General features: G+C 60.8%; 22 protein-coding genes. 2 read left to right on the forward strand and 20 right to left on the reverse strand.

All coding sequences use genetic code 11. The features are described 5' to 3' along the window. Positions 1–37 precede the first annotated feature (37 nt). Complete coding sequence (gene pdeM / locus ACR3EN_RS01650; protein WP_480819364.1) at positions 38–700, forward strand: ligase-associated DNA damage response endonuclease PdeM; 663 nt, start codon at positions 38–40, stop codon at positions 698–700. A 3-nt stretch (positions 701–703) separates the two neighbouring features. Here the strand turns inward: pdeM and ACR3EN_RS01655 are convergent, their stop codons facing one another. The 19 genes from ACR3EN_RS01655 to ruvC all read right to left on the reverse strand — a co-directional run bounded on the left by ACR3EN_RS01655 (position 704) and on the right by ruvC (position 17,117). Next, positions 704–1,441 (reverse strand): LytTR family DNA-binding domain-containing protein, encoded by a 738-nt coding sequence (locus tag ACR3EN_RS01655; RefSeq protein ID WP_480819363.1) that lies wholly within the window; start codon positions 1,439–1,441, stop codon positions 704–706. A gap of 230 nt (positions 1,442–1,671) precedes the next feature. After that, on the reverse strand, positions 1,672–2,562 hold the full coding sequence (folD, locus tag ACR3EN_RS01660) for a bifunctional methylenetetrahydrofolate dehydrogenase/methenyltetrahydrofolate cyclohydrolase FolD (protein ID WP_480819362.1): 891 nt from the start codon (positions 2,560–2,562) through the stop codon (positions 1,672–1,674). Between the two features lie 52 nt (positions 2,563–2,614). Next, positions 2,615–2,920, reverse strand: a complete 306-nt coding sequence (locus ACR3EN_RS01665) for a chorismate mutase (RefSeq protein ID WP_480819361.1) — start codon at positions 2,918–2,920, stop codon at positions 2,615–2,617. Between the two features lie 58 nt (positions 2,921–2,978). Further along, positions 2,979–4,655: a formate--tetrahydrofolate ligase gene (locus ACR3EN_RS01670; protein WP_480819360.1), complete on the reverse strand. Its 1,677-nt coding sequence runs from the start codon at positions 4,653–4,655 to the stop codon at positions 2,979–2,981. 156 nt (positions 4,656–4,811) lie between these two features. Further along, positions 4,812–5,387 carry an MOSC domain-containing protein gene (locus ACR3EN_RS01675; protein WP_480819359.1) on the reverse strand — a complete coding sequence of 192 codons (576 nt, stop codon included), beginning with the start codon at positions 5,385–5,387 and terminating at the stop codon, positions 4,812–4,814. Between the two features lie 88 nt (positions 5,388–5,475). Next, positions 5,476–7,392 carry an ATP-dependent zinc metalloprotease FtsH gene (gene ftsH, locus ACR3EN_RS01680; RefSeq protein ID WP_480819358.1) on the reverse strand — a complete coding sequence of 639 codons (1,917 nt, stop codon included), beginning with the start codon at positions 7,390–7,392 and terminating at the stop codon, positions 5,476–5,478. Positions 7,393–7,468: 76 nt separating this feature from the next. Continuing rightward, positions 7,469–7,753 carry a hypothetical protein gene (locus tag ACR3EN_RS01685; RefSeq protein ID WP_480918382.1) on the reverse strand — a complete coding sequence of 95 codons (285 nt, stop codon included), beginning with the start codon at positions 7,751–7,753 and terminating at the stop codon, positions 7,469–7,471. 5 nt (positions 7,754–7,758) lie between these two features. Then, positions 7,759–8,721, reverse strand: a complete 963-nt coding sequence (gene tilS / locus ACR3EN_RS01690; protein ID WP_480918383.1) for a tRNA lysidine(34) synthetase TilS — start codon at positions 8,719–8,721, stop codon at positions 7,759–7,761. Beyond that, positions 8,718–9,542, reverse strand: coding sequence for a tol-pal system protein YbgF (gene ybgF / locus ACR3EN_RS01695; RefSeq protein WP_480820052.1), 825 nt, complete (start codon positions 9,540–9,542; stop codon positions 8,718–8,720). Before ybgF ends, tilS begins: the two co-directional genes overlap by 4 nt. 4 nt (positions 9,543–9,546) lie before the next feature. Continuing rightward, positions 9,547–10,059, reverse strand: a complete 513-nt coding sequence (pal, locus tag ACR3EN_RS01700; protein ID WP_480819356.1) for a peptidoglycan-associated lipoprotein Pal — start codon at positions 10,057–10,059, stop codon at positions 9,547–9,549. A gap of 88 nt (positions 10,060–10,147) precedes the next feature. Next, entirely contained in the window at positions 10,148–11,467 is a 1,320-nt protein-coding gene (tolB, locus tag ACR3EN_RS01705) for a Tol-Pal system beta propeller repeat protein TolB (protein ID WP_480819355.1), read from the reverse strand. Continuing rightward, positions 11,464–12,567 carry an energy transducer TonB gene (locus ACR3EN_RS01710; protein WP_480870267.1) on the reverse strand — a complete coding sequence of 368 codons (1,104 nt, stop codon included), beginning with the start codon at positions 12,565–12,567 and terminating at the stop codon, positions 11,464–11,466. Before ACR3EN_RS01710 ends, tolB begins: the two co-directional genes overlap by 4 nt. A 15-nt stretch (positions 12,568–12,582) precedes the next feature. Next, positions 12,583–13,053, reverse strand: a complete 471-nt coding sequence (gene tolR, locus ACR3EN_RS01715; RefSeq protein ID WP_480528407.1) for a protein TolR — start codon at positions 13,051–13,053, stop codon at positions 12,583–12,585. A gap of 3 nt (positions 13,054–13,056) precedes the next feature. Further along, positions 13,057–13,752 (reverse strand): protein TolQ, encoded by a 696-nt coding sequence (gene tolQ / locus ACR3EN_RS01720; RefSeq protein ID WP_480819353.1) that lies wholly within the window; start codon positions 13,750–13,752, stop codon positions 13,057–13,059. A gap of 105 nt (positions 13,753–13,857) precedes the next feature. Further along, positions 13,858–14,241 carry a tol-pal system-associated acyl-CoA thioesterase gene (gene ybgC / locus ACR3EN_RS01725; protein WP_480819352.1) on the reverse strand — a complete coding sequence of 128 codons (384 nt, stop codon included), beginning with the start codon at positions 14,239–14,241 and terminating at the stop codon, positions 13,858–13,860. Then, positions 14,238–14,861, reverse strand: coding sequence for a hypothetical protein (locus ACR3EN_RS01730; protein WP_480819351.1), 624 nt, complete (start codon positions 14,859–14,861; stop codon positions 14,238–14,240). Before ACR3EN_RS01730 ends, ybgC begins: the two co-directional genes overlap by 4 nt. 63 nt (positions 14,862–14,924) lie before the next feature. Then, complete coding sequence (ruvB, locus tag ACR3EN_RS01735) at positions 14,925–15,944, reverse strand: Holliday junction branch migration DNA helicase RuvB (protein ID WP_480702675.1); 1,020 nt, start codon at positions 15,942–15,944, stop codon at positions 14,925–14,927. 4 nt (positions 15,945–15,948) lie between these two features. Beyond that, positions 15,949–16,623 (reverse strand): Holliday junction branch migration protein RuvA, encoded by a 675-nt coding sequence (ruvA, locus tag ACR3EN_RS01740; RefSeq protein ID WP_480819350.1) that lies wholly within the window; start codon positions 16,621–16,623, stop codon positions 15,949–15,951. Next, complete coding sequence (gene ruvC, locus ACR3EN_RS01745; protein ID WP_480528401.1) at positions 16,620–17,117, reverse strand: crossover junction endodeoxyribonuclease RuvC; 498 nt, start codon at positions 17,115–17,117, stop codon at positions 16,620–16,622. The genes ruvA and ruvC overlap by 4 nt, the downstream gene beginning before the upstream one ends. Before the next feature lie 333 nt (positions 17,118–17,450). On the opposite strand from ruvC, the gene ACR3EN_RS01750 reads away from it, so the two are divergent. Beyond that, on the forward strand, positions 17,451–17,666 hold the full coding sequence (locus tag ACR3EN_RS01750) for a DUF1127 domain-containing protein (RefSeq protein ID WP_480819349.1): 216 nt from the start codon (positions 17,451–17,453) through the stop codon (positions 17,664–17,666). A gap of 110 nt (positions 17,667–17,776) precedes the next feature. Here the strand turns inward: ACR3EN_RS01750 and ACR3EN_RS01755 are convergent, their stop codons facing one another. Further along, positions 17,777–18,121: a hypothetical protein gene (locus ACR3EN_RS01755; RefSeq protein WP_480819348.1), complete on the reverse strand. Its 345-nt coding sequence runs from the start codon at positions 18,119–18,121 to the stop codon at positions 17,777–17,779. Positions 18,122–18,133 lie beyond the last annotated feature (12 nt).

Here is an 18,133-nt window from a genome sequence, read left to right on the forward strand (position 1 = left end):
TCTTGCGCGGCGGGTCGAAACAAGTAACGAACGGATCATGAACACTCTGACCTTCAGCTTCAAAGACCATAGTTTATCCGCCCTAGGATCAGGGGCTTTATGGTGGCCCGACCAGCGTCTGCTGTGTGTTTCGGACCTGCATCTGGGCAAATCTGAGCGGATGGCCCGCCGGGGCGGTCCTGCCCTGCCCCCCTATGACACGCGCGAGACATTGACCCGTCTGGCGGACGATCTGAGCCGAACCAATGCAGTGACCGTAATCTGTCTGGGCGACAGCTTTGACGACCTTCATGCCTCGCAAGCCCTGTCCGAGCAGGACCGTTTGCATATCGCCACGCTACAGGCCGGACGACGCTGGGTCTGGATCGAGGGCAATCACGACCCCGGCCCGGTCGAGCTGGGCGGGGCACATCGCGCGGAATGGCGCTGTCGGGGTCTGACCTTTCGCCATATTGCAGCACCTGATGGACAAAACGAGATTTCGGGGCACTACCATCCCAAGGTGGGCCTGTCCGCCAAAGGTCGTCAGGTCTCACGACCCGCCTTTCTGGTGGATGAGAGGCGCGTGATTCTGCCCGCCTACGGCACCTATACCGGCGGCTTGCGAAGCTCGAACAAAGCGCTTTCGCATCTCATGGCACCGAACGCCATGGCAATCCTTACGGGCGCGACCCCCCGGATGATTCCTATGCCCCGATGACAGCTAAAGCAGCCCGTCCCGTTCAAGCATTGGTTTGTATTTACGACTGATCGGAATGAGGTCGCCATTGCACAGGCGCAGAAAAGCCTTACCCCCCTGCTTCTCGCTGCCGACGATGGCGGCATCCACGATCCAGTGCGACCGATGGGTACAATGGCCTGCTATCGTATCCATATCGGCGATCGCATCGGTAAAGCGCGACCTAATGGTGAACACTCCCTCAGATGTCACCACATCAACCATGTGATCCCGTACGGTCAGCCGATAAATCTGACCCTGAAAGGATTCGGGCAGCCGCGCATATAGCCGCGGTTTCGGTTCGCTTTCTGGCACATCCACCCGATCCCGCTGCCGGACCAGCAGAAGACCTGTTGCAAACAACACGCCATACGGGGCCACCATCAAAAGACCCGGAGCCATCAAACCATTCAGCGTGAACTGAACCCATGTCAGCAACCATAGCGAGGGCGCGAACAACATGAGGATCAACAGCGCAAACGCCAGGTCCCGGACCAGCAGATCCGAGTGCAGCAGCTTCTGGCGCACCAGCTTGCCCGCTGCCCATGTCGCGGCCAAAGCCAACAACATGACCCCCGACCAGTATACGAGGCGCTGGGGGAAGGACAGCGTAAGGTCCCGAAACGGGGCGAAAGAATAAGCCATCAGAGGAATGAAAACGAGCCCCGCAAGAATACGCTGCAGGCTTAGATGCGCCAATATCGTTTCCAGTCTAAAACTCATACAAATCCGCACGCCTCCCAACGCATTCCTGCATTCGCTTGGATGAAGGCGATCTTATCCCTCTAACTGGCTGGAACAGAAGGTTTATCACCTACTAACGTTAGGTCAACGGAGGTAATGTCCGAATTAATGTTTCAATACGCTCAAATAGTTTGGGCCGAAAAGCGCTGGTGCTTTTCGGCCCAAAACTGATGTCAGACGAGGTCAAAGAATCCCTCTGAGAATCGGTACTAGGCTGTCAGACCTTCCGGCTCTGGCAGACCATTGGCCCGGCAGCAGGCGGTCAGGGTATTCGCAAGCAAGCAAGCGATGGTCATCGGACCGACACCACCGGGGACCGGGGTGATGGCACCGGCACGCTCGGATGCGCTGGCAAAGTCGACGTCGCCGACCAGTTTGTTCTTGCCGTCACGTTCGATCCGGTTGATGCCAACGTCGATGACGGTCGCGCCTTCCTTGATCCAGTCGCCCGGCACCATCTCGGGGCGGCCAACCGCGGCGACGACGATATCGGCGCGGCGGACCACATCGGGCAGGTCCTTGGTACGCGAATGCGCGATGGTTACGGTGCAGCTATCGCCCAGCAGCAGCTGCGCCATGGGCTTACCCACGATGTTCGACCGGCCAATCACAACCGCGTCCATACCCGACAGCGAACCGTGATAGTCACGTAGCATCATCAGACAGCCCAGCGGTGTGCAGGGCACCATTGACTTCTGGCCTGTACCCAACAGACCCACGTTCGAGATGTGGAACCCGTCCACGTCCTTGGCAGGATCGATCGAGTTGATCACCAGATCTTCGTTCAGATGCTTGGGCAGCGGCAATTGCACCAGAATGCCATGCACAGCCGGGTCATTGTTCAGCTTATCGATCAGCGCCAGCAGGTCTTCTTCGGACGTGTCGACATCCAGCTTGTGCTCGTACGAGTTCATGCCGACTTCAACGGTCTGCTTACCTTTTGAGCGGACATAGACCTGGCTGGCCGGGTCTTCGCCCACCAGAACCACCGCCAGACCGGGGGTGATCCCGTTTTCTTCCTTCAGCTTCGCAACCTGATCGGCCACCTGCGCGCGGACCTTGGCCGCAAAGGCCTTACCGTCGATGATTTGGGCTGCCATCCTTCGATCCCTTCTTTCAAAATCAATCGGGCGCAAACTGCGCCCGAGCCATTCAGTCGGTTCCGATCACGCGCTCTTCCCGCGCAATCGACCAGTCAATCAATATGCGCCACAGTCTCTCGGCCAGAGCGGGATCAAGGCCCAGCTCATCGGCGCTGGCGCAGACCTTGCCCACCACCTCTTCGACGCGGTCGGGGATGCGCGCGGGCAGCCCTTCGGCCGGTTTCAGCTCAGACGCGCGGTCGATATATCCCGCCCGCGTCACCAGCATCTCGATCAGTTGGCGATCCAGCTTGTCGATCTGAACCCGCAGTTCCTGCATAGAGTGACAGTCTTGCGGCGGCGTCAGAGTGGGCATCGTGGTCTCCTCATGGCCCGGGGCACTCCCCGGACCACGAGATGTCTTATTCAGCGGCTTAGAACAAGCCCTCGATCTCACCTGCGTCGTTAAGGCAGATGGTTTCCGCAGCAGGTTTGCGCGGCAGACCGGGCATGGTCATGATCTCACCGCAGACAACCACGATGAAACCGGCACCTGCGGACAGGCGGACCTCACGCACCGGAACCGAGTGCCCGGTGGGCGCGCCGCGCAGGGTCGGATCGGTCGAGAACGAGTACTGGGTTTTCGCCATGCAGACCGGCAGGTTGCCATAGCCCGCTTCTTCCCACTCACGCAGTTGGTTGCGGATCTTGTTGTCGGCCAGAACCTCATCCGCGCGATAGATGCGCTTGGCGATGGTTTCGATCTTCTCGAACAGCGCCATCTCGTCCGGATAGATCGGCGAGAAGTTCGCAGAACCACCATCGACGATTTCGACAACTTTCTCGGCCAGTGGGGCTGAGCCTTCCGAACCCAGTTCCCAGTGACGCGACAGAACCGCCTCGACCCCGTGTTCGCCGCAATAGTCTTTTACGGCCTGCACTTCGGCGTCGGTGTCGGTGACGAAGTGGTTGATCGCCACAACAACCGGCACACCGAAGGACTTCACGTTCTCGATGTGACGTCCCAGGTTTGCGCAGCCCGACTGAACCGCTTCGACGTTTTCCGCACCCAGATCGGCCTTGGCCACGCCGCCGTTCATCTTCATCGCGCGCACGGTGGCGACCAGCACCACAGCCGACGGAGCGATACCTGCCTTGCGGCACTTGATGTTCATGAACTTCTCGGCACCCAGATCGGCACCAAAGCCTGCTTCGGTCACGACATAGTCAGCGACTTTCAGCGCGGTTTTGGTCGCGATGACCGAGTTACAGCCGTGCGCGATGTTCGCGAACGGACCGCCGTGGACGAAGGCAGGGTTGTTTTCCAGCGTCTGTACCAGGTTTGGCTGCATCGCGTCTTTCAGCAGAACGGTCATTGCGCCTTCTGCCTTGATGTCGCGGCAGTAAACCGGGGTCTTGTCGCGGCGGTAAGCAACGATGATGTCGCCCAGACGCTTTTCCAGGTCTTTCAGGTCGTTGGCCAGGCAGAGGATCGCCATAACTTCGGACGCCACGGTGATGTCAAAACCTGCTTCACGCGGGAAACCGTTCGACACGCCGCCCAAGCTGGCAGTGATCTGACGCAGCGCGCGATCGTTCATGTCGACCACGCGACGCCATGCAACGCGGCGGATGTCAATGTCGCACTCATTGCCCCAATAGATGTGGTTGTCGATCATTGCCGACAGCAGCGAATGGGCCGAGGTGATGGCGTGGAAGTCGCCGGTGAAGTGCAGGTTCATTTCCTCCATCGGAACAACCTGTGCGTAACCGCCACCTGCAGCGCCGCCCTTCATACCGAAGTTCGGGCCAAGCGAGGCTTCGCGGATACAGATCATCGCGTTTTTGCCGATGCGGTTCAGGCCGTCGCCCAGACCTACGGTGGTGGTGGTCTTGCCTTCACCCGCAGGGGTCGGGTTGATCGCGGTGACAAGGATCAGCTTGCCGTCTTCGCGGTCCTGAACCGAGTTGATGAAGTCCTGGCTGACCTTCGCCTTGTCATGGCCATAAGGCAGCAGATCCGCAGATTCGATGCCGATCTTTGCACCGATTTCCTGAATCGGCTTCTTGTTCGCCTCGCGAGCGATTTCGATGTCGGATTTGTAGCTCATTGGCCGGGGTCCTTGATTGAATACCGTGCATAACCGACGAGTGGCGCCGGCGCTGGGCGTTTCATACCGTTGTGTACAATTCCGGTAGCTCTGGATTCCGACATTCTGGCGTCGCGAAGCGTCGTAAGGTCAGTCACGCGTTTCTAATCGGAAACCTCAGGGGGCCCACGCGCGCTGATCCGGGGTGAACAGCTTCATCCGGTCGCCCAGACACAGCGCCCCCGGCCGTTCGACCCATGCCGTCACGCCGCGCCGATCCTTGGCGGCTGGCTTGAACGCAGCGCCCTTGCCCGGCTCCTCGGCCTCGACCTCGCGCCCCGGCAGGATGCAGGGGCGGTTCTCCATGTCGATCACGATGGTCAAACCGCTTGCGGCCTGAAGGCGCGAGGACGGCGGCACATGGGTAAAATCCGGAATGCCGCGCAGTACGATACTGGCCCCCATCAGGGAAGGGTCCAGCTGATCCATCCCCATCTCAGCCGCGATCGCCTGCACTTCTTCTTCAGAAAGAACCGACAGTTGCCGCACATTGCGAATCTCAGTGCCCTGAGGATAGAGGTTCTTGACCCGCACGCAGGATGCCCGCGTCTCACCCTCGTGCCGCGCACCTGCGTCGCCCGAGAACCCAAGCGTCAGCGCATCGACGGGTTGTGCGCGCAGGGATTGACCCGCAGGGACATGACCCAGCCAAACGATTTCAGCCACATAGTCAGTTTCTTTCAGGACCGGCATATTATCCCCCTCTGATTGCCTGCACACCAAAAGTCATTCGAGGCGGATTGAAAAGAAAAACCCGGGGCTTACCCCGGGTTTTGTTCGTTTATGCCGAAGGCTCCGGCTCCATCCCGCCCTCGGGCGGAGACTTCTTGGGCTTGGTCTTCGGGATCGCCGTGACACTCGGTGCATTGCCCTCGTCAGGCTTGTCACCCTCATCATCGCTTTCACTGGGCGGCTCGCCATTCATGACGCGCTTGATCTCGTCACCGGTCAGAGTTTCATATTCAAGCAGACCTTGGGCCAGACGCTCCCATTCCTCGTGCTTTTCGGTCAAAATCTCGTGCGCACGCTCATATCCCTGCTGGATCAGGCGCTTCACTTCTTCCTCGATCAGCTCTTTGGTATGCGCCGAGACAGAGAACCCGGCGGTGTTGCCCGAGTACCCCTCATGCGCTTCGGCATAGTCGATATTACCGACCTTGTCCGACATCCCCCAGCGCATCACCATCGCGCGTGCCAACTGGCTGGCCTGCATGATATCACCGGCAGGGCCGTTCGAGACATGGTCCTCGCCGTATTTGATGACCTCAGCGGCTTTGCCCGCCATGGTCATGGCCAGCTTCTGCTCGCACTCATCGCGGTGATAGTTCAGACGGTCCATTTCCGGCAGAGAGACAACCATCCCCAGCGCACCACCGCGTGGAATGATCGTCGCCTTGTAGACCGGATCACATTCCGGCAGCGCCAGACCGACCACGGCATGGCCGGCCTCGTGATACGCTGTCTTTTCCTTCTGATCCTGCGTCAGCACCATCGAGCGGCGCTCGGCCCCCATCATCACTTTGTCCTTGGCGTTCTCGAAATCTTCCATGGTGACAAAGCGACGACCCACGCGGGCTGCCATCAGCGCGGCCTCATTCACGAGGTTCGCCAGATCGGCACCCGAGAAGCCCGGCGTACCCCGCGCGATGATGCGCAGGTCAACATCGGGGCCCAGAGGTGTTTTGCGCGCGTGAACGCCCAGAATCTTCTCACGACCTTTGATGTCAGGGTTGCCGACGGTCACGTTCCGGTCAAACCGGCCCGGACGTAGCAGAGCGGGGTCCAGAACGTCTTTACGGTTGGTGGCGGCCAGAATGATCACACCTTCGTTGGCCTCAAACCCGTCCATTTCGACCAGCAACTGGTTGAGGGTCTGTTCGCGTTCGTCGTTACCACCGCCGTAACCGGCGCCACGATGGCGACCTACGGCGTCAATCTCGTCGATAAACACGATACAAGGCGCGTTTTTCTTGGCTTGTTCGAACATATCGCGCACACGGGATGCACCGACACCCACGAACATCTCAACAAAATCCGAGCCCGAAATGGTGAAGAACGGAACACCGGCCTCACCGGCAATGGCGCGGGCCAGCAGAGTTTTACCGGTACCCGGAGGGCCAACCAGCAGCGCGCCCTTGGGAATCTTACCGCCCAGACGCGAGAATTTCTGCGGGTTGCGCAGGAACTCGACGATCTCTTCAAGCTCTTCCTTGGCTTCGTCGATGCCCGCGACGTCGTCAAAGGTCACGCGGCCATGCTTTTCGGTCAGCATCTTGGCCTTGGACTTGCCAAAGCCCATTGCACCACCTTTGCCACCGCCCTGCATCCGGTTCATGAAATAGACCCAAACGCCGATCAGGAGCAGGAAGGGCAGAAGCGTGATCAGGAACGACTGGAAGCCCGATTGCTGCTGTTTCACAGCCTCGACAGGAATGTTCTCTTCGATCAGCAGTTTCGTCACCTCGGCATCGCCGGGTTTGATCGTCGTGTAGGTCGCGCCGCTCTGCGTGGCATAGCGAATCTGCTCGCCATCCAGCGTGACTTTGCTGACCTCGCCATTCTGAACGGCGGTCACGAAATCGGAATAGGTTTTTTCATTGCCTTGAAGCGTTCCACCCGGTCCGCTGAAAAGGTTGAACAGTGCAAGGATCAGCAGAAACAGAACGACCCAGAAGGCGATGTTGCGAGCGTTGCCCAAGGAAAATCTCCCAGAAGGTTTCGGCGGATGAGGTTCACCGGCGTTGTTCCTTAAAATAGAGAGGATTGTGGCAGGTTCAATGCGATAAAATCACGGTATAGAAGTCTGGCCACTCAGAAGCTGCCTTAACCCGCCATCCATTGGCAAAACCGGCCAGCGGAGCCGCCAGAACCGCCCCTTCGACCCATACGGCGGGGGTCGCCATCACCACAGCGCGGGGTTTCGCCACAGCGCGCCAGTCGTCCAGTTGCAAAATCCCCTCTTCGCCCAACACGCGAATTTCGGCGCCGGGCGTGCCCGGCCCATCCACAACCCAGCGGCCATCCCATACGGCGCCGGGGGAAGCAGTTTGAGACAGCAAGGCGTTTAGCTCTCTGAAAACCCAAGTTTTTTGCCATCTGGGACCAGTTGGCAGCCAGCCAGCGTGGTCGCCTGACCGTGCAGCAAGGCCTGCACGGCCTGATCGACAGCGGTTTGCCGAGGTGGGTATTCCCGCCCCGTCAGCCATGTGACTGCGGCGACAACAAGACGGCGACAGATTTCTTCAGGCAACGTTGCGAACCCGGCACGATCGAAACACAGCTCGCCCGGATGCACTTCTACATGGCGACGGGCGGATTCCTGCGCGTAGAGCGCCAAAGCCTCACGCGCTTGTGCAAGGTTCTCAGCCACGCGCGACAGGCCATCGGCGGTGATCCCGACCTGATCCAACCCGCTCAGAGCCTTCCGAACCCTGATCCGGTCAAAGCGGGGGTCGTGATTCGAGGGGTCTTCGATCCAGCCAATCCCCTGCCCCGTCAGATAGTCGCGCAGACGCGCCCGCGTGGTCGACAGCATCGGACGCAGCAGCGTAATGCTGCCCTCGGCGCGTTCAGCCGCCATTCCCGACAGACCCGAAACCCCGGCGGATCGCGCCAGCCGCATCAGCACCGTTTCCGCCTGATCATCTGCTGTGTGGCCCAGCGCAATCGCCTCAAGGCCTTGCGCACCGGCCCATTCCGTCAGCAACCGATACCGCGCCCGCCGCGCCTGATCCTGCAGATTGCCGGAGCCGTCCCAGCCCTGCCATGTCAGTGTTTGGTGCGGAATGCCCCAGCTTTGCGCCAGCGCCGCGACCGATTGGGCCTCAGCCGCGGATTCGGGCCGCAGTCCGTGATCTACGGTTGCGGCAAACAGGTCGATTTGGGATTGCTGCGCAATTTCACAGAGCAGCTTCAACAGAGCGGTCGAATCGCTGCCCCCGGACACCGCCACACCCAAACGGCGCGGCAGCGGGTCGGGCAGGCGCGCCCGAATCTCAGACCGAAGCGTATCGGCGTCAGAGGTCAAGAACAGCCCAGCGCGGCCATTTCCTGTGTCGCCGAGTTTGCCGGGGCCGAGCTTGGGAAGCGCACGCCCACTTCGCCCAGCGTGATGCAGGCCTGATCTGTCTGCCCCAGACGCCCTAGTGCCGCGCCCAGTTCGAACAGTGCCTCGGGGGCCAAGGGGCCTTCGGAATCGCCAGTAAAGCTGGCCAGAAACGCCCGCGCCGCTTCGCGCGTGTCGCCGGTGCCTTCAAGCGCCTGACCACGCCGCAGGTTTGCCTGTGCCGCCAGCGGGCTGCCGGGATAGGCCTGATCGAATTGCGAAAACAGGTTGGCGGCGGTCTGGAAATCTCCGTCCGCAAGCGCCTGCGAGGCCGCGTCGAAATCCGCCTGCTCGCCAACGGCCAGTTCGCCCTGCTCTACCGCATCGGGCTGCGTTGGCGTCGGGGCAACGGCAACCTCGGTCGAGGTTTCACCGCCCAGCGTCGAGGTCTCACTCAGCGTGCTCAGATCGCCGCCTTCCAGTTCGACCAGCCTAAACTCAAGATCGCCGATGCGGTTGGTGCCGTCAGCGACGATGTTCTGCACCCGCTGGTTCAACTGCTCGGTCTGACGCGTCAGGCGCTGCAGCTCAGCTTCGATAGCATCGACGCGTTCCAGCACCGAACTGCCGGACAGGTTCGGCGCGGGTGACCCGGTGGTCGAAAACTCGCGCTTGAGACGCTGGATTTCCACATGCAGCACCGTCAGCTCTTGCCGGATATCCGCCAAGGTCTGCTGATCCTGCGCCTGAGCCACACCAGCGGCGGCCACAACCGCCGCCAGAACCAAACCTGCAAATCGCATCATCTTACCCCAAGGTTGAGCCGGTCAGCACCGTCACCGCGCGGCGGTTTTTGGAATAGCATTCCTCGGTGCTGCAAATTTCGATCGGGCGTTCCTTGCCAAAGCTGACGGTGGTCAGCCGATTGCCCGCCACCCCGCGCGATATCAGGTATTCCCGCGCCGCATTGGCCCGGCGCGCCCCCAGCGCGAGGTTATATTCCCGCGTGCCCTGCTCATCGGCGTGGCCTTCGATGGTGGCAACGAAATCCGGGTTGGCCAGCAGCCAGTCGGCCTGCCCCTGCAGCACGGTTTGCGCCTGCGGGCTGAGCGTGGATTGATCAACCGCGAACAGAACGCGATCCCCTACCGTCTGCTGGAAATAAGCTGGCGAGCGCGGATCACTGGGCGATCCCGGGACCAAAGCGCCGTTGGCCCCGGCGCCGCCTGCGCCACCGCCCAGCGCCGATGGATCATTATTGGTACAGGCCGCAATCAGGGCCAGCGCCCCGACAGCAGCGAATTTGCTCAGAAGGTTCATCTCAAGTGCCTCGTGTTTCGTTTTGATTATTGACGCGGTTCTACCACATCGCATGTTTTTTGTGAACGACATCCACAGCGCGTGGAATTCAATTCTGCAACGGCCCCCAGGAGGGATCGCTGCCGCCATCGGGCGTGCGCACCGGGCGCAGGTTGCGCCCAGAAATATCCACCGAATACAGGGTCGAGCGTCCGCTGGCCCCTTGCGTTTCCCGCGTGAACATGATGACGCGACCGTTGGGCGACCATGTCGGCCCTTCGTCAAGGAAGGAGGCAGTCAGCAGACGTTCTTCGCTCCCGTCGAGGCGCATGACCCCGATATGGAACCGGCCCTTGTTCTGTTTGGTGAACGCCACCAGATCACCGCGCGGCGACCACACGGGGGTGCCATAGCGGCCCTGACCAAAGCTGATCCGCGTCGCCTCACCGCCGTTTGCAGGCATGATGTAAAGCTGCGGCGTCCCTGAGCGGTCACTTTCAAACACGATCCGGCTTCCGTCTGGCGAATAGCTTGGGGCAGTTTCGATAGCGGGTGTATTCGTAAGGCGAACGCTTTGTCGTGTAGCCAGATCCATCTTCCACAGATCGGTATTGCCGCCCTGAGACAACGAATAGACGATTGACCGCCCATCTGGTGAAAAGCGCGGAGAGAAGCTCATCGTACCCTCCTGCGTCGGCAGCTCCTGCCGCTGCACCCGCCCGACATCCAGCAGGTAAATCCGCGGCTGGCCGGTTTCATAGCTGGTATACAGCAACCGGTCACCCGTGGGCGAAAAGCGCGGGGCCAGCACAATGGCCGAGCTGTCGGTCAGGTACTGCACGTTCGCCCCGTCATAATCCATGATCGCCAGCCGCTTGGCCCGCTGATCCTTGGGCCCGCTTTCCGAGACAAAGGCCACCCGGCTGTCGAAATAGCCACCCTCGCCCGTGATCCGGCTATAAACCTGATCGGCCACCTTATGCGCCATGCGCCGCCAGCCATCCGTGGTGCCCGCGAACTGCAACCCATTGCCCAGTTCTGCGCCCGAGAACACATCCCACACCCGGAACCGCACCGTCAGCCGTTTGCCCGAGACATTCACCGCCCCGGTCACAAGCGCCTGAGCGTTTATCGCCTTCCAATCGGCAAACTGCACCGGAGTGTCAAAGCTGCTGACCCGGCTGATAAAGGCATCCTGTGAAATCTCACGGAACAGGCCCGTTCCCGTCAGGTCCGACACCACCACGCGCGAGATATCCTGCGCGAATTGCGCCGCCGCGGTCGTGTCGGGCACGAAATCTGGCACTGCGAAAGGCATCGGTTCAATAATGCCTTCGTCGATTTCCAGTCGAAGCGGTCCGCTTTGGGCGTAGGCCGTAGCTGTCATCAGAGTCAGGCCAACAAAGAGGCTGGTCAGAAGTTTCATCATTTGATCCGCATCCTCTCGGGATTGAATGTAATCTCAATATCCTGCCATTGGCTGTATTTGTCAGCAGGCAGGTCGTATCCTCTCGCCCCACAGCGCAATATCGCACGCCGCGCAGCCTCATAAGCCTGTTTGGCTGACGCGGCCGAGCCGCCGGAACTGTCCAGCATCCGCACGCTACCTCCAACAACCTTTCCATCCGGTGTCAGCGAGAAGCCGACAACGACAACGGTCTGCAGCGCGTCAGTCGACAGCGAACCCACATTCCAGCATCGCGAGACGGCGACGCGCATCGCGTCTTTCTCACCACTTGTCAGAGGCGGGCCCGAAGGTTCCGTCCCTGTGCCCAATGCCTCGGCCAACGCATCGTTGATCGCCTGCTCATCCTGCGCGGGTTCGGTCGGGGCAGGTTCGGATGTCTCGGCCACCTCGGGCTCGGGCTGCGGCGCCGGGCGGTTCGGGCGAACGCGCGGGCGCGGAGAGGTGCGCGGGGCCGGATCATCAACCTCTTCCGCCTCGGTCACGATCTCTGGTGCCGCCTCTTCCGGGGCAGTCTGATCCTGTTGTTCCTGTTGCACCTCAGCCCCCTCATCCAATGAGACCGGAGGGGTTTCGACATCATCCGGCTTTGCCTCGGGCGGAGGGGGCGCGATGGCCTCAGGCGCGACCTTGTCCGCCGCCTGAGGCTCGGCCTCTGGCCCCGGAGGAACGGGCAGCGCAGCAACCTCTGGCTCAGGCTGGTCGAGGGTCGGCAGCTCTTCGACCAATTCGGGCTCGGGCGCGATTTCAACCGCTTCCGGCTGAATCTCCGGCTCGGGCTCTGGTTCCGGCTGCGGCACTGCCTCGGGCTCGGGCGGAGTGTCCGGGACCGGCTCGGGCGCATTGATCTCATCCGGGGTATCGGGCTGCTGCAAATCTTCGGGATCAGTCGGCACCTCAGGCGCATTGCGCTGCGCGCTCAGCGCGGCAAACTGCTCAGACGAAATCACCGAGACGTCCTGCACAGTCATTGGCAACGGCTCGGACCGGAAGGTGCCGCCGAACATCGCCCAGCCAATCAGGCTGACATGCGCAATTGCTGAAATCTTGGTGCCGGTATCCACCGCGCGACCTCACTCTTACCCATCATCCAGCGTCGGCCCGCCGGTATCGGTCACAAGGCCCACATTGGAAAACCCGCCCGCGTTCAGCGCGCCCATGACCTGCATTACCTGCGCGTAGGGAATGGCCCCATCCGCACGCAGGAACACCCGGTCACTGCTGCGTTCTGCCGCAATGGCGCGCAGCCGGCCAATCAACTCTTCGCGCTGAACGTCCGTGGTCTGAATCTGCACCCGGCCGTCGGCGGTCAGGGTCACGGTCAGCGGTTCCTCATTATCACCGGGCAAAGCACTTGCGGCGGTCTTGGGCAGGTCCACCGGCACACCGACTGTCAGCAAAGGGGCCGCTACCATGAAAATGATCAACAGCACCAGCATCACGTCCACGAACGGGGTCACGTTGATCTCGGCCATAGGTTGCGCGCGCCCGCGCCGCCGCCCACGCCTGCGTCCATTCCCGCCCGAGCTTTGCTGAACCGCCGCACCCATGGCTCAGCTGTCCAACTGACGCGACAGGATGGTGGCGAATTCGTCGGCAAAGGCCTCATACCCGCCAACGATCCGGTCGCTATCCGCGCTGAGTTTGTTGTAGAAAATCACCGCCGGGATCGCGGCCAGCAAGCCCAGACCGGTGGCCAGCAGTGCCTCGGCGATACCGGGGGCCACAACTGCGAGGTTGGTGTTCTGCTGCTCGGCAATCTCGATGAACGCATTCATGATGCCCCAGACAGTGCCGAACAGCCCGATAAACGGGGCCGTCGAACCCACGGTCGCCAGAATGGGCAGCCCCTTTTGCAGCCCTTCGGCCTCTTTCGCGATGGCCACATCCATCGACCGGTCAATCCGCGCGGTGGCCCCAGCAATCAGCCCGCCATCGGTCCGGTGCGAGCGTCGCCATTCGATCATCCCGGCCGCAAAAATCTTTTCGGAACTGCCATCGGGCTGCGTTCCGATCTGTTCGAACAACTCATCCAGAGGGTTTCCGGACCAGAAGCTTTCGTCAAATACCTGTGCCTCGCGTCGCGCGGCCCGGTAATTGATCAGCTTCTGGATGATAATGCCCCATGACCAGATCGACGCGGCGATCAGCATCAGCATCACCAGTTTGACGATAAAGGTCGCGCGGGCATACAGCCCCCACATGGAGAAATCGATCTCCTGCGCCAGCGCCAGCGTTTCAGCTTCCATGAACCTGCTCTTTGTTTTGCCTGATGGCCATTTGGCCTTGTTTTGCCAAACGCTAACGCAGATGGATATGAAAAGCCAACAGAACCACCCAGAGGGGCGAAATTGTTACATCAATGCGCGAATCTCTGCCGGAAGACGCACCGGCTTGCCTTCGGCATTCATGCACACGGCAGTCACCTCGGCCCGAAAGACCTCGGTCTCACCGCGTTTGACCAGCTGAGACATCGTCAGCCGCGCCCCCGACAGCGAGGTCATCTCGGTCTCGACCACCAATTCATCTTCGAACCGAGCGGCGGCCAGATAATCCGCCTCGATCCGCCGCACGACCCATACAATGCCTGCATCGCGCATCGCGTTCTGATCATTGCCCAGCTTACGTACCCAATCCGACCGGGCGCGCTCGATGAACTTCAGATAATTCGCATGATAAACCACCCCGCCCATGTCGGTGTCTTCATAGTAAACTCGGACCGGGTAGATATGTTTCATTGCAGCGGATCCAATCTGGCAAACAAGCGCAACGCATGGGACGGATCCTGCGCGGCACCGGGCAGAACCGGATCGTAAGCGGCTCGGATCAAAGCGGCAACATCGGGCCGCAGAATCGTCGCCTCTCCGGCAATGGCCAATGGCGACTGGCTGCGAAAAGCGGTATCCGACCACAACAGAACCGTTTGCACCACCTGGCTCAGTGCCAAAGTCTCCGCCGGAACCTTGGACAATTCCTTGTCCATCCGCAGGAATACAAAAGCCGCCCGGATGGCCCCGTCTTCTTCGAAGCGGAAAATACGGTACTGATTTGCGTCAGCTGCGACCAGCCGTTCGACCAGCGGGGCCAGATCAGGGATCAAACGATCCAGATCGGGTACCTCCAGCAGCTCCTGCCAGTCGCGGAAGAAAAAGACCATGCAATTGGCCCCCAGTTCGGGATCGGTTTCGGCCATCATATGGCCCGCCAATGTCACAACTGCCTCAAACGCCCCTTTAACGGTGGCCAAGGTCTCATCCTCAACCCCAAACACAATCGGCACAATGGGCCGCCCCCAGCGCGCAAACAGAAACTCTCCGCTCTCGCGGGTAAACAGCGCCTCGATCTGATCCGGAGTCACGCCCGCCCCTTCATCTTTTCAAAAATACTCCCGCCGGAGGCATAAAATCTAAAGCGCGCGGTATCAACCAAACAGATCGCTCTGCCCCTTGGGGGCGGCCATCCCCAAATGCGTCCACGCCTTCTGCGCCAGCATCCGCCCGCGCGGTGTCCGTTGGATCAGGCCTTGCTGCAACAGATAGGGCTCAATCACCTCCTCCAGCGAATCCCGGCTTTCGGACAAGGCCGCCGACAGGGTTTCAATCCCCACGGGCCCACCCGCATAGTTCTCGGCGATCAGCTTCAGATACCGCCGGTCGGCCCCGTCCAGCCCCAGATTATCGACGCCCAGCCGGGTCAGCGCCCCATCGGCTAATTCGCGGGTGATCCGTCCGTCGCCCTCGACAATGGCAAAATCCACCACCCGCCGCAGCAACCGCCCCGCGATCCGAGGCGTGCCGCGTGACCGCCGCGCAATCTCGCGCGCGCCTTCATCATCCGCCGGAGCACCCAGCTTGCGGGCATTGCGGGTAACGATCTCGTGCAGCTCATCGACCGTATAGAACTGCAACCGCGTCGGAATGCCGAACCGGTCGCGCAGCGGTGTGGTCAGCAGACCCATGCGCGTGGTGGCCCCGACCAACGTAAAGGGCTGCAACTCAATCCGCACCGTCCGCGCGGCGGGGCCTTCACCGATCACCAGATCCAGCTCAAAATCCTCCATCGCCGGATAAAGCACTTCTTCGACCGCAGGGTTCAGGCGGTGAATTTCATCGATAAACAACACATCACGCGATTCCAGATTGGTCAGGATTGCCGCCAGATCCCCCGCCTTGGCCAGAACCGGCCCCGAGGTCATACGGAAATTCACCCCCAACTCACGCGCCATGATCTGCGCCAGCGTCGTCTTTCCCAACCCCGGAGGGCCATGGAACAGTGTATGATCCATCGCCTCACCCCGCTGTCGGGCCGATTGGATAAAGATGCGCAAGTTCGCACGCGCTTCGGCCTGACCAATGAACTCATCCAGCCCCTGCGGGCGCAGGGCGCGGTCATTGTCCTCGGGCATGGGCTCGGGGCGCAGGGTGGGATCGGCGTCTACCATCGGGTCACCCTTTCGGAGCCAGCAGTTTCAACGCGGCGCGGATCAGATCAGCCTCACCCGCGTCGGGCAGGCTGGCCGCCGCCTCAGCCACGGCCGAGGCCGCATCCGACGGGCCATAGCCCAGATTGCCCAGCGCCGACAATGCCCCGGCCGAAGCCGCCGCCGCACCCGAGGCCGGTTTCGGCGCACGCCGCGGCGCAGGTGCGAGTTCAGCCTCAACCACCTCCAGCGCTGGTCCGTCCATCGCCTCGGTCACGGTGCCGCCCATGGCCATCACGCCGGGGGCCTTGTCCTTGAGGTCCAGAACAATGCGCTGCGCCGTCTTGGGCCCGACCCCTTTGGCGGCCTTCACCGCGCCCCAATCGCCCAAAGCAATCGCGCGGCTCACGCCATCCGGCCCCAGCGCACTGAGAATGGCCAGCGAGACTTTGGCCCCAACGCCCTGCACGGAACACAGCAGGCGGTGCCACTCCTTCTCGACCAGCGACAAGAACCCATAGAGCTGCATCAGGTCCTCGCGCACGACCATGTCGGTGTAGATCGAGACCGCCTCACCGACCCCCGGCAGCGCCGCCATGGTCCGGTCCGAGCAATAGACGATGTAGCCCACCCCGCGCACGTCGATCAGAACGTGATCCGCAGCGCGATAATCCAGCCGTCCGGTGAGTTTGCCAATCATGCGCGCACCTCTTTCATCCGCGCCTGCGGAGCGGCCCCATAATAGGAATGACAAATCGCAATCGCCAGCGCATCCGCCGCGTCCGCGCCTTTGGGCGAACAGCCGGGCAGTTGCAGCTTGACCATGTGCAAGACCTGCTCCTTCTCGGCATGCCCGACGCCCACGACGGTTTTCTTGACCCGATTGGGGGCATATTCGCCCACCGGCAGACCGGCCTGCGCCAGCGTCAGCAGCGCCACACCGCGCGCCTGCCCCAGCTTGAGGGTCCCTGCGCCGTCCTTGTTGACAAAGGTCTGCTCAATGGCGGCCTGATCGGGCTGATGTTCGGCGATCACTTCGACAATCTGATTGTGCAGCGACAACAGCCGCTCACCCAGATCGTCGCCATCGGATTTGCACAACCCGTTGGCCACGTGGCTCAGCCGGCTGCCGGTCGATTCGATGACGCCCCATCCCAAGGTCCTGAGACCCGGATCAATGCCCAGAATTCGCATGTTTTGCTTCGGCCTGCTCGGGTTTATGTGATCTTTTTTCATCGATTAGCACGAAGCATGAACATTTTCCAAGAAAATCGACGTCCGGTCTGAAAACGACATTCATGTCGCGCCCGCAGTATCGCGGCCTGTTTGCGACAGAGATCTGCCTGTTTTCGACGCTTTCCTAAACGGAAATTAATCAACGATTTAAAGGGTTTTTACCGAATTCGAGCATTGCAGAAAACGCATAGGACACATGCAATTTCTACGCTTGTATGGGGCGGTACACATCTCTAGATGCCCGTCAGATCGCAAGTTCAGAGTTTAACACAAACCAGAAGGAAACAGGATATGGCTGCACTGGACACCACCCGCATTACCACTGGCTCGTTCGGTCTCGTTGGCCGTATTGGCGCAGTGTTCGCATCGATCGTGAATATCGTTGTTGAATGGAACGACGCCCGCATGACCCGCAATGCGCTGAACGGTCTGACCGACCGTGAACTGGATGATATCGGCATGTGCCGCGGCGACATCGACCTCTTCGCCGAAGGTCGCCGCAGTTAAGACCACGGACCACCACTCACACACCCCACCCTCCTCCCTGTGGGGTATAAAGAAACACCGCGCGACCCGACGGTCCGCGGTGTTTTTTTGTGTAAACGTGCTGACGATTCCTAGAACAGGTATTTGTTCAGTTGGATCGCAAAGAACTCGGTTACCGGGTCAGCCTGCATGATCCACGCGCCGGCCTGTTCGACAGGCGTGCCCTGATTCAGGCTGTCAACACGGCTGTCATAGGCCGAGGGCCCCAGATGCGCCAGCAGAACCGCCTTGAAGCCGAAAAAGCCCAGCAGGCAAAGAAGCAGAACCTTGGCCGGAATAGCCGAGCGCATCCGCTGCGGTTTCATCACCACCAACCCGTCCGAGCGCATCGTGGCCCGATAGCCTCGGCTGAGTTTCTGGTGTTTTTTGTTCAGACGCGTGACGCGCTGATCGAATTCCAGTTGTTTTCCCATCATGGCAGCCTCCGA

The organism is Ruegeria sp. G7 (assembly GCF_056535465.1).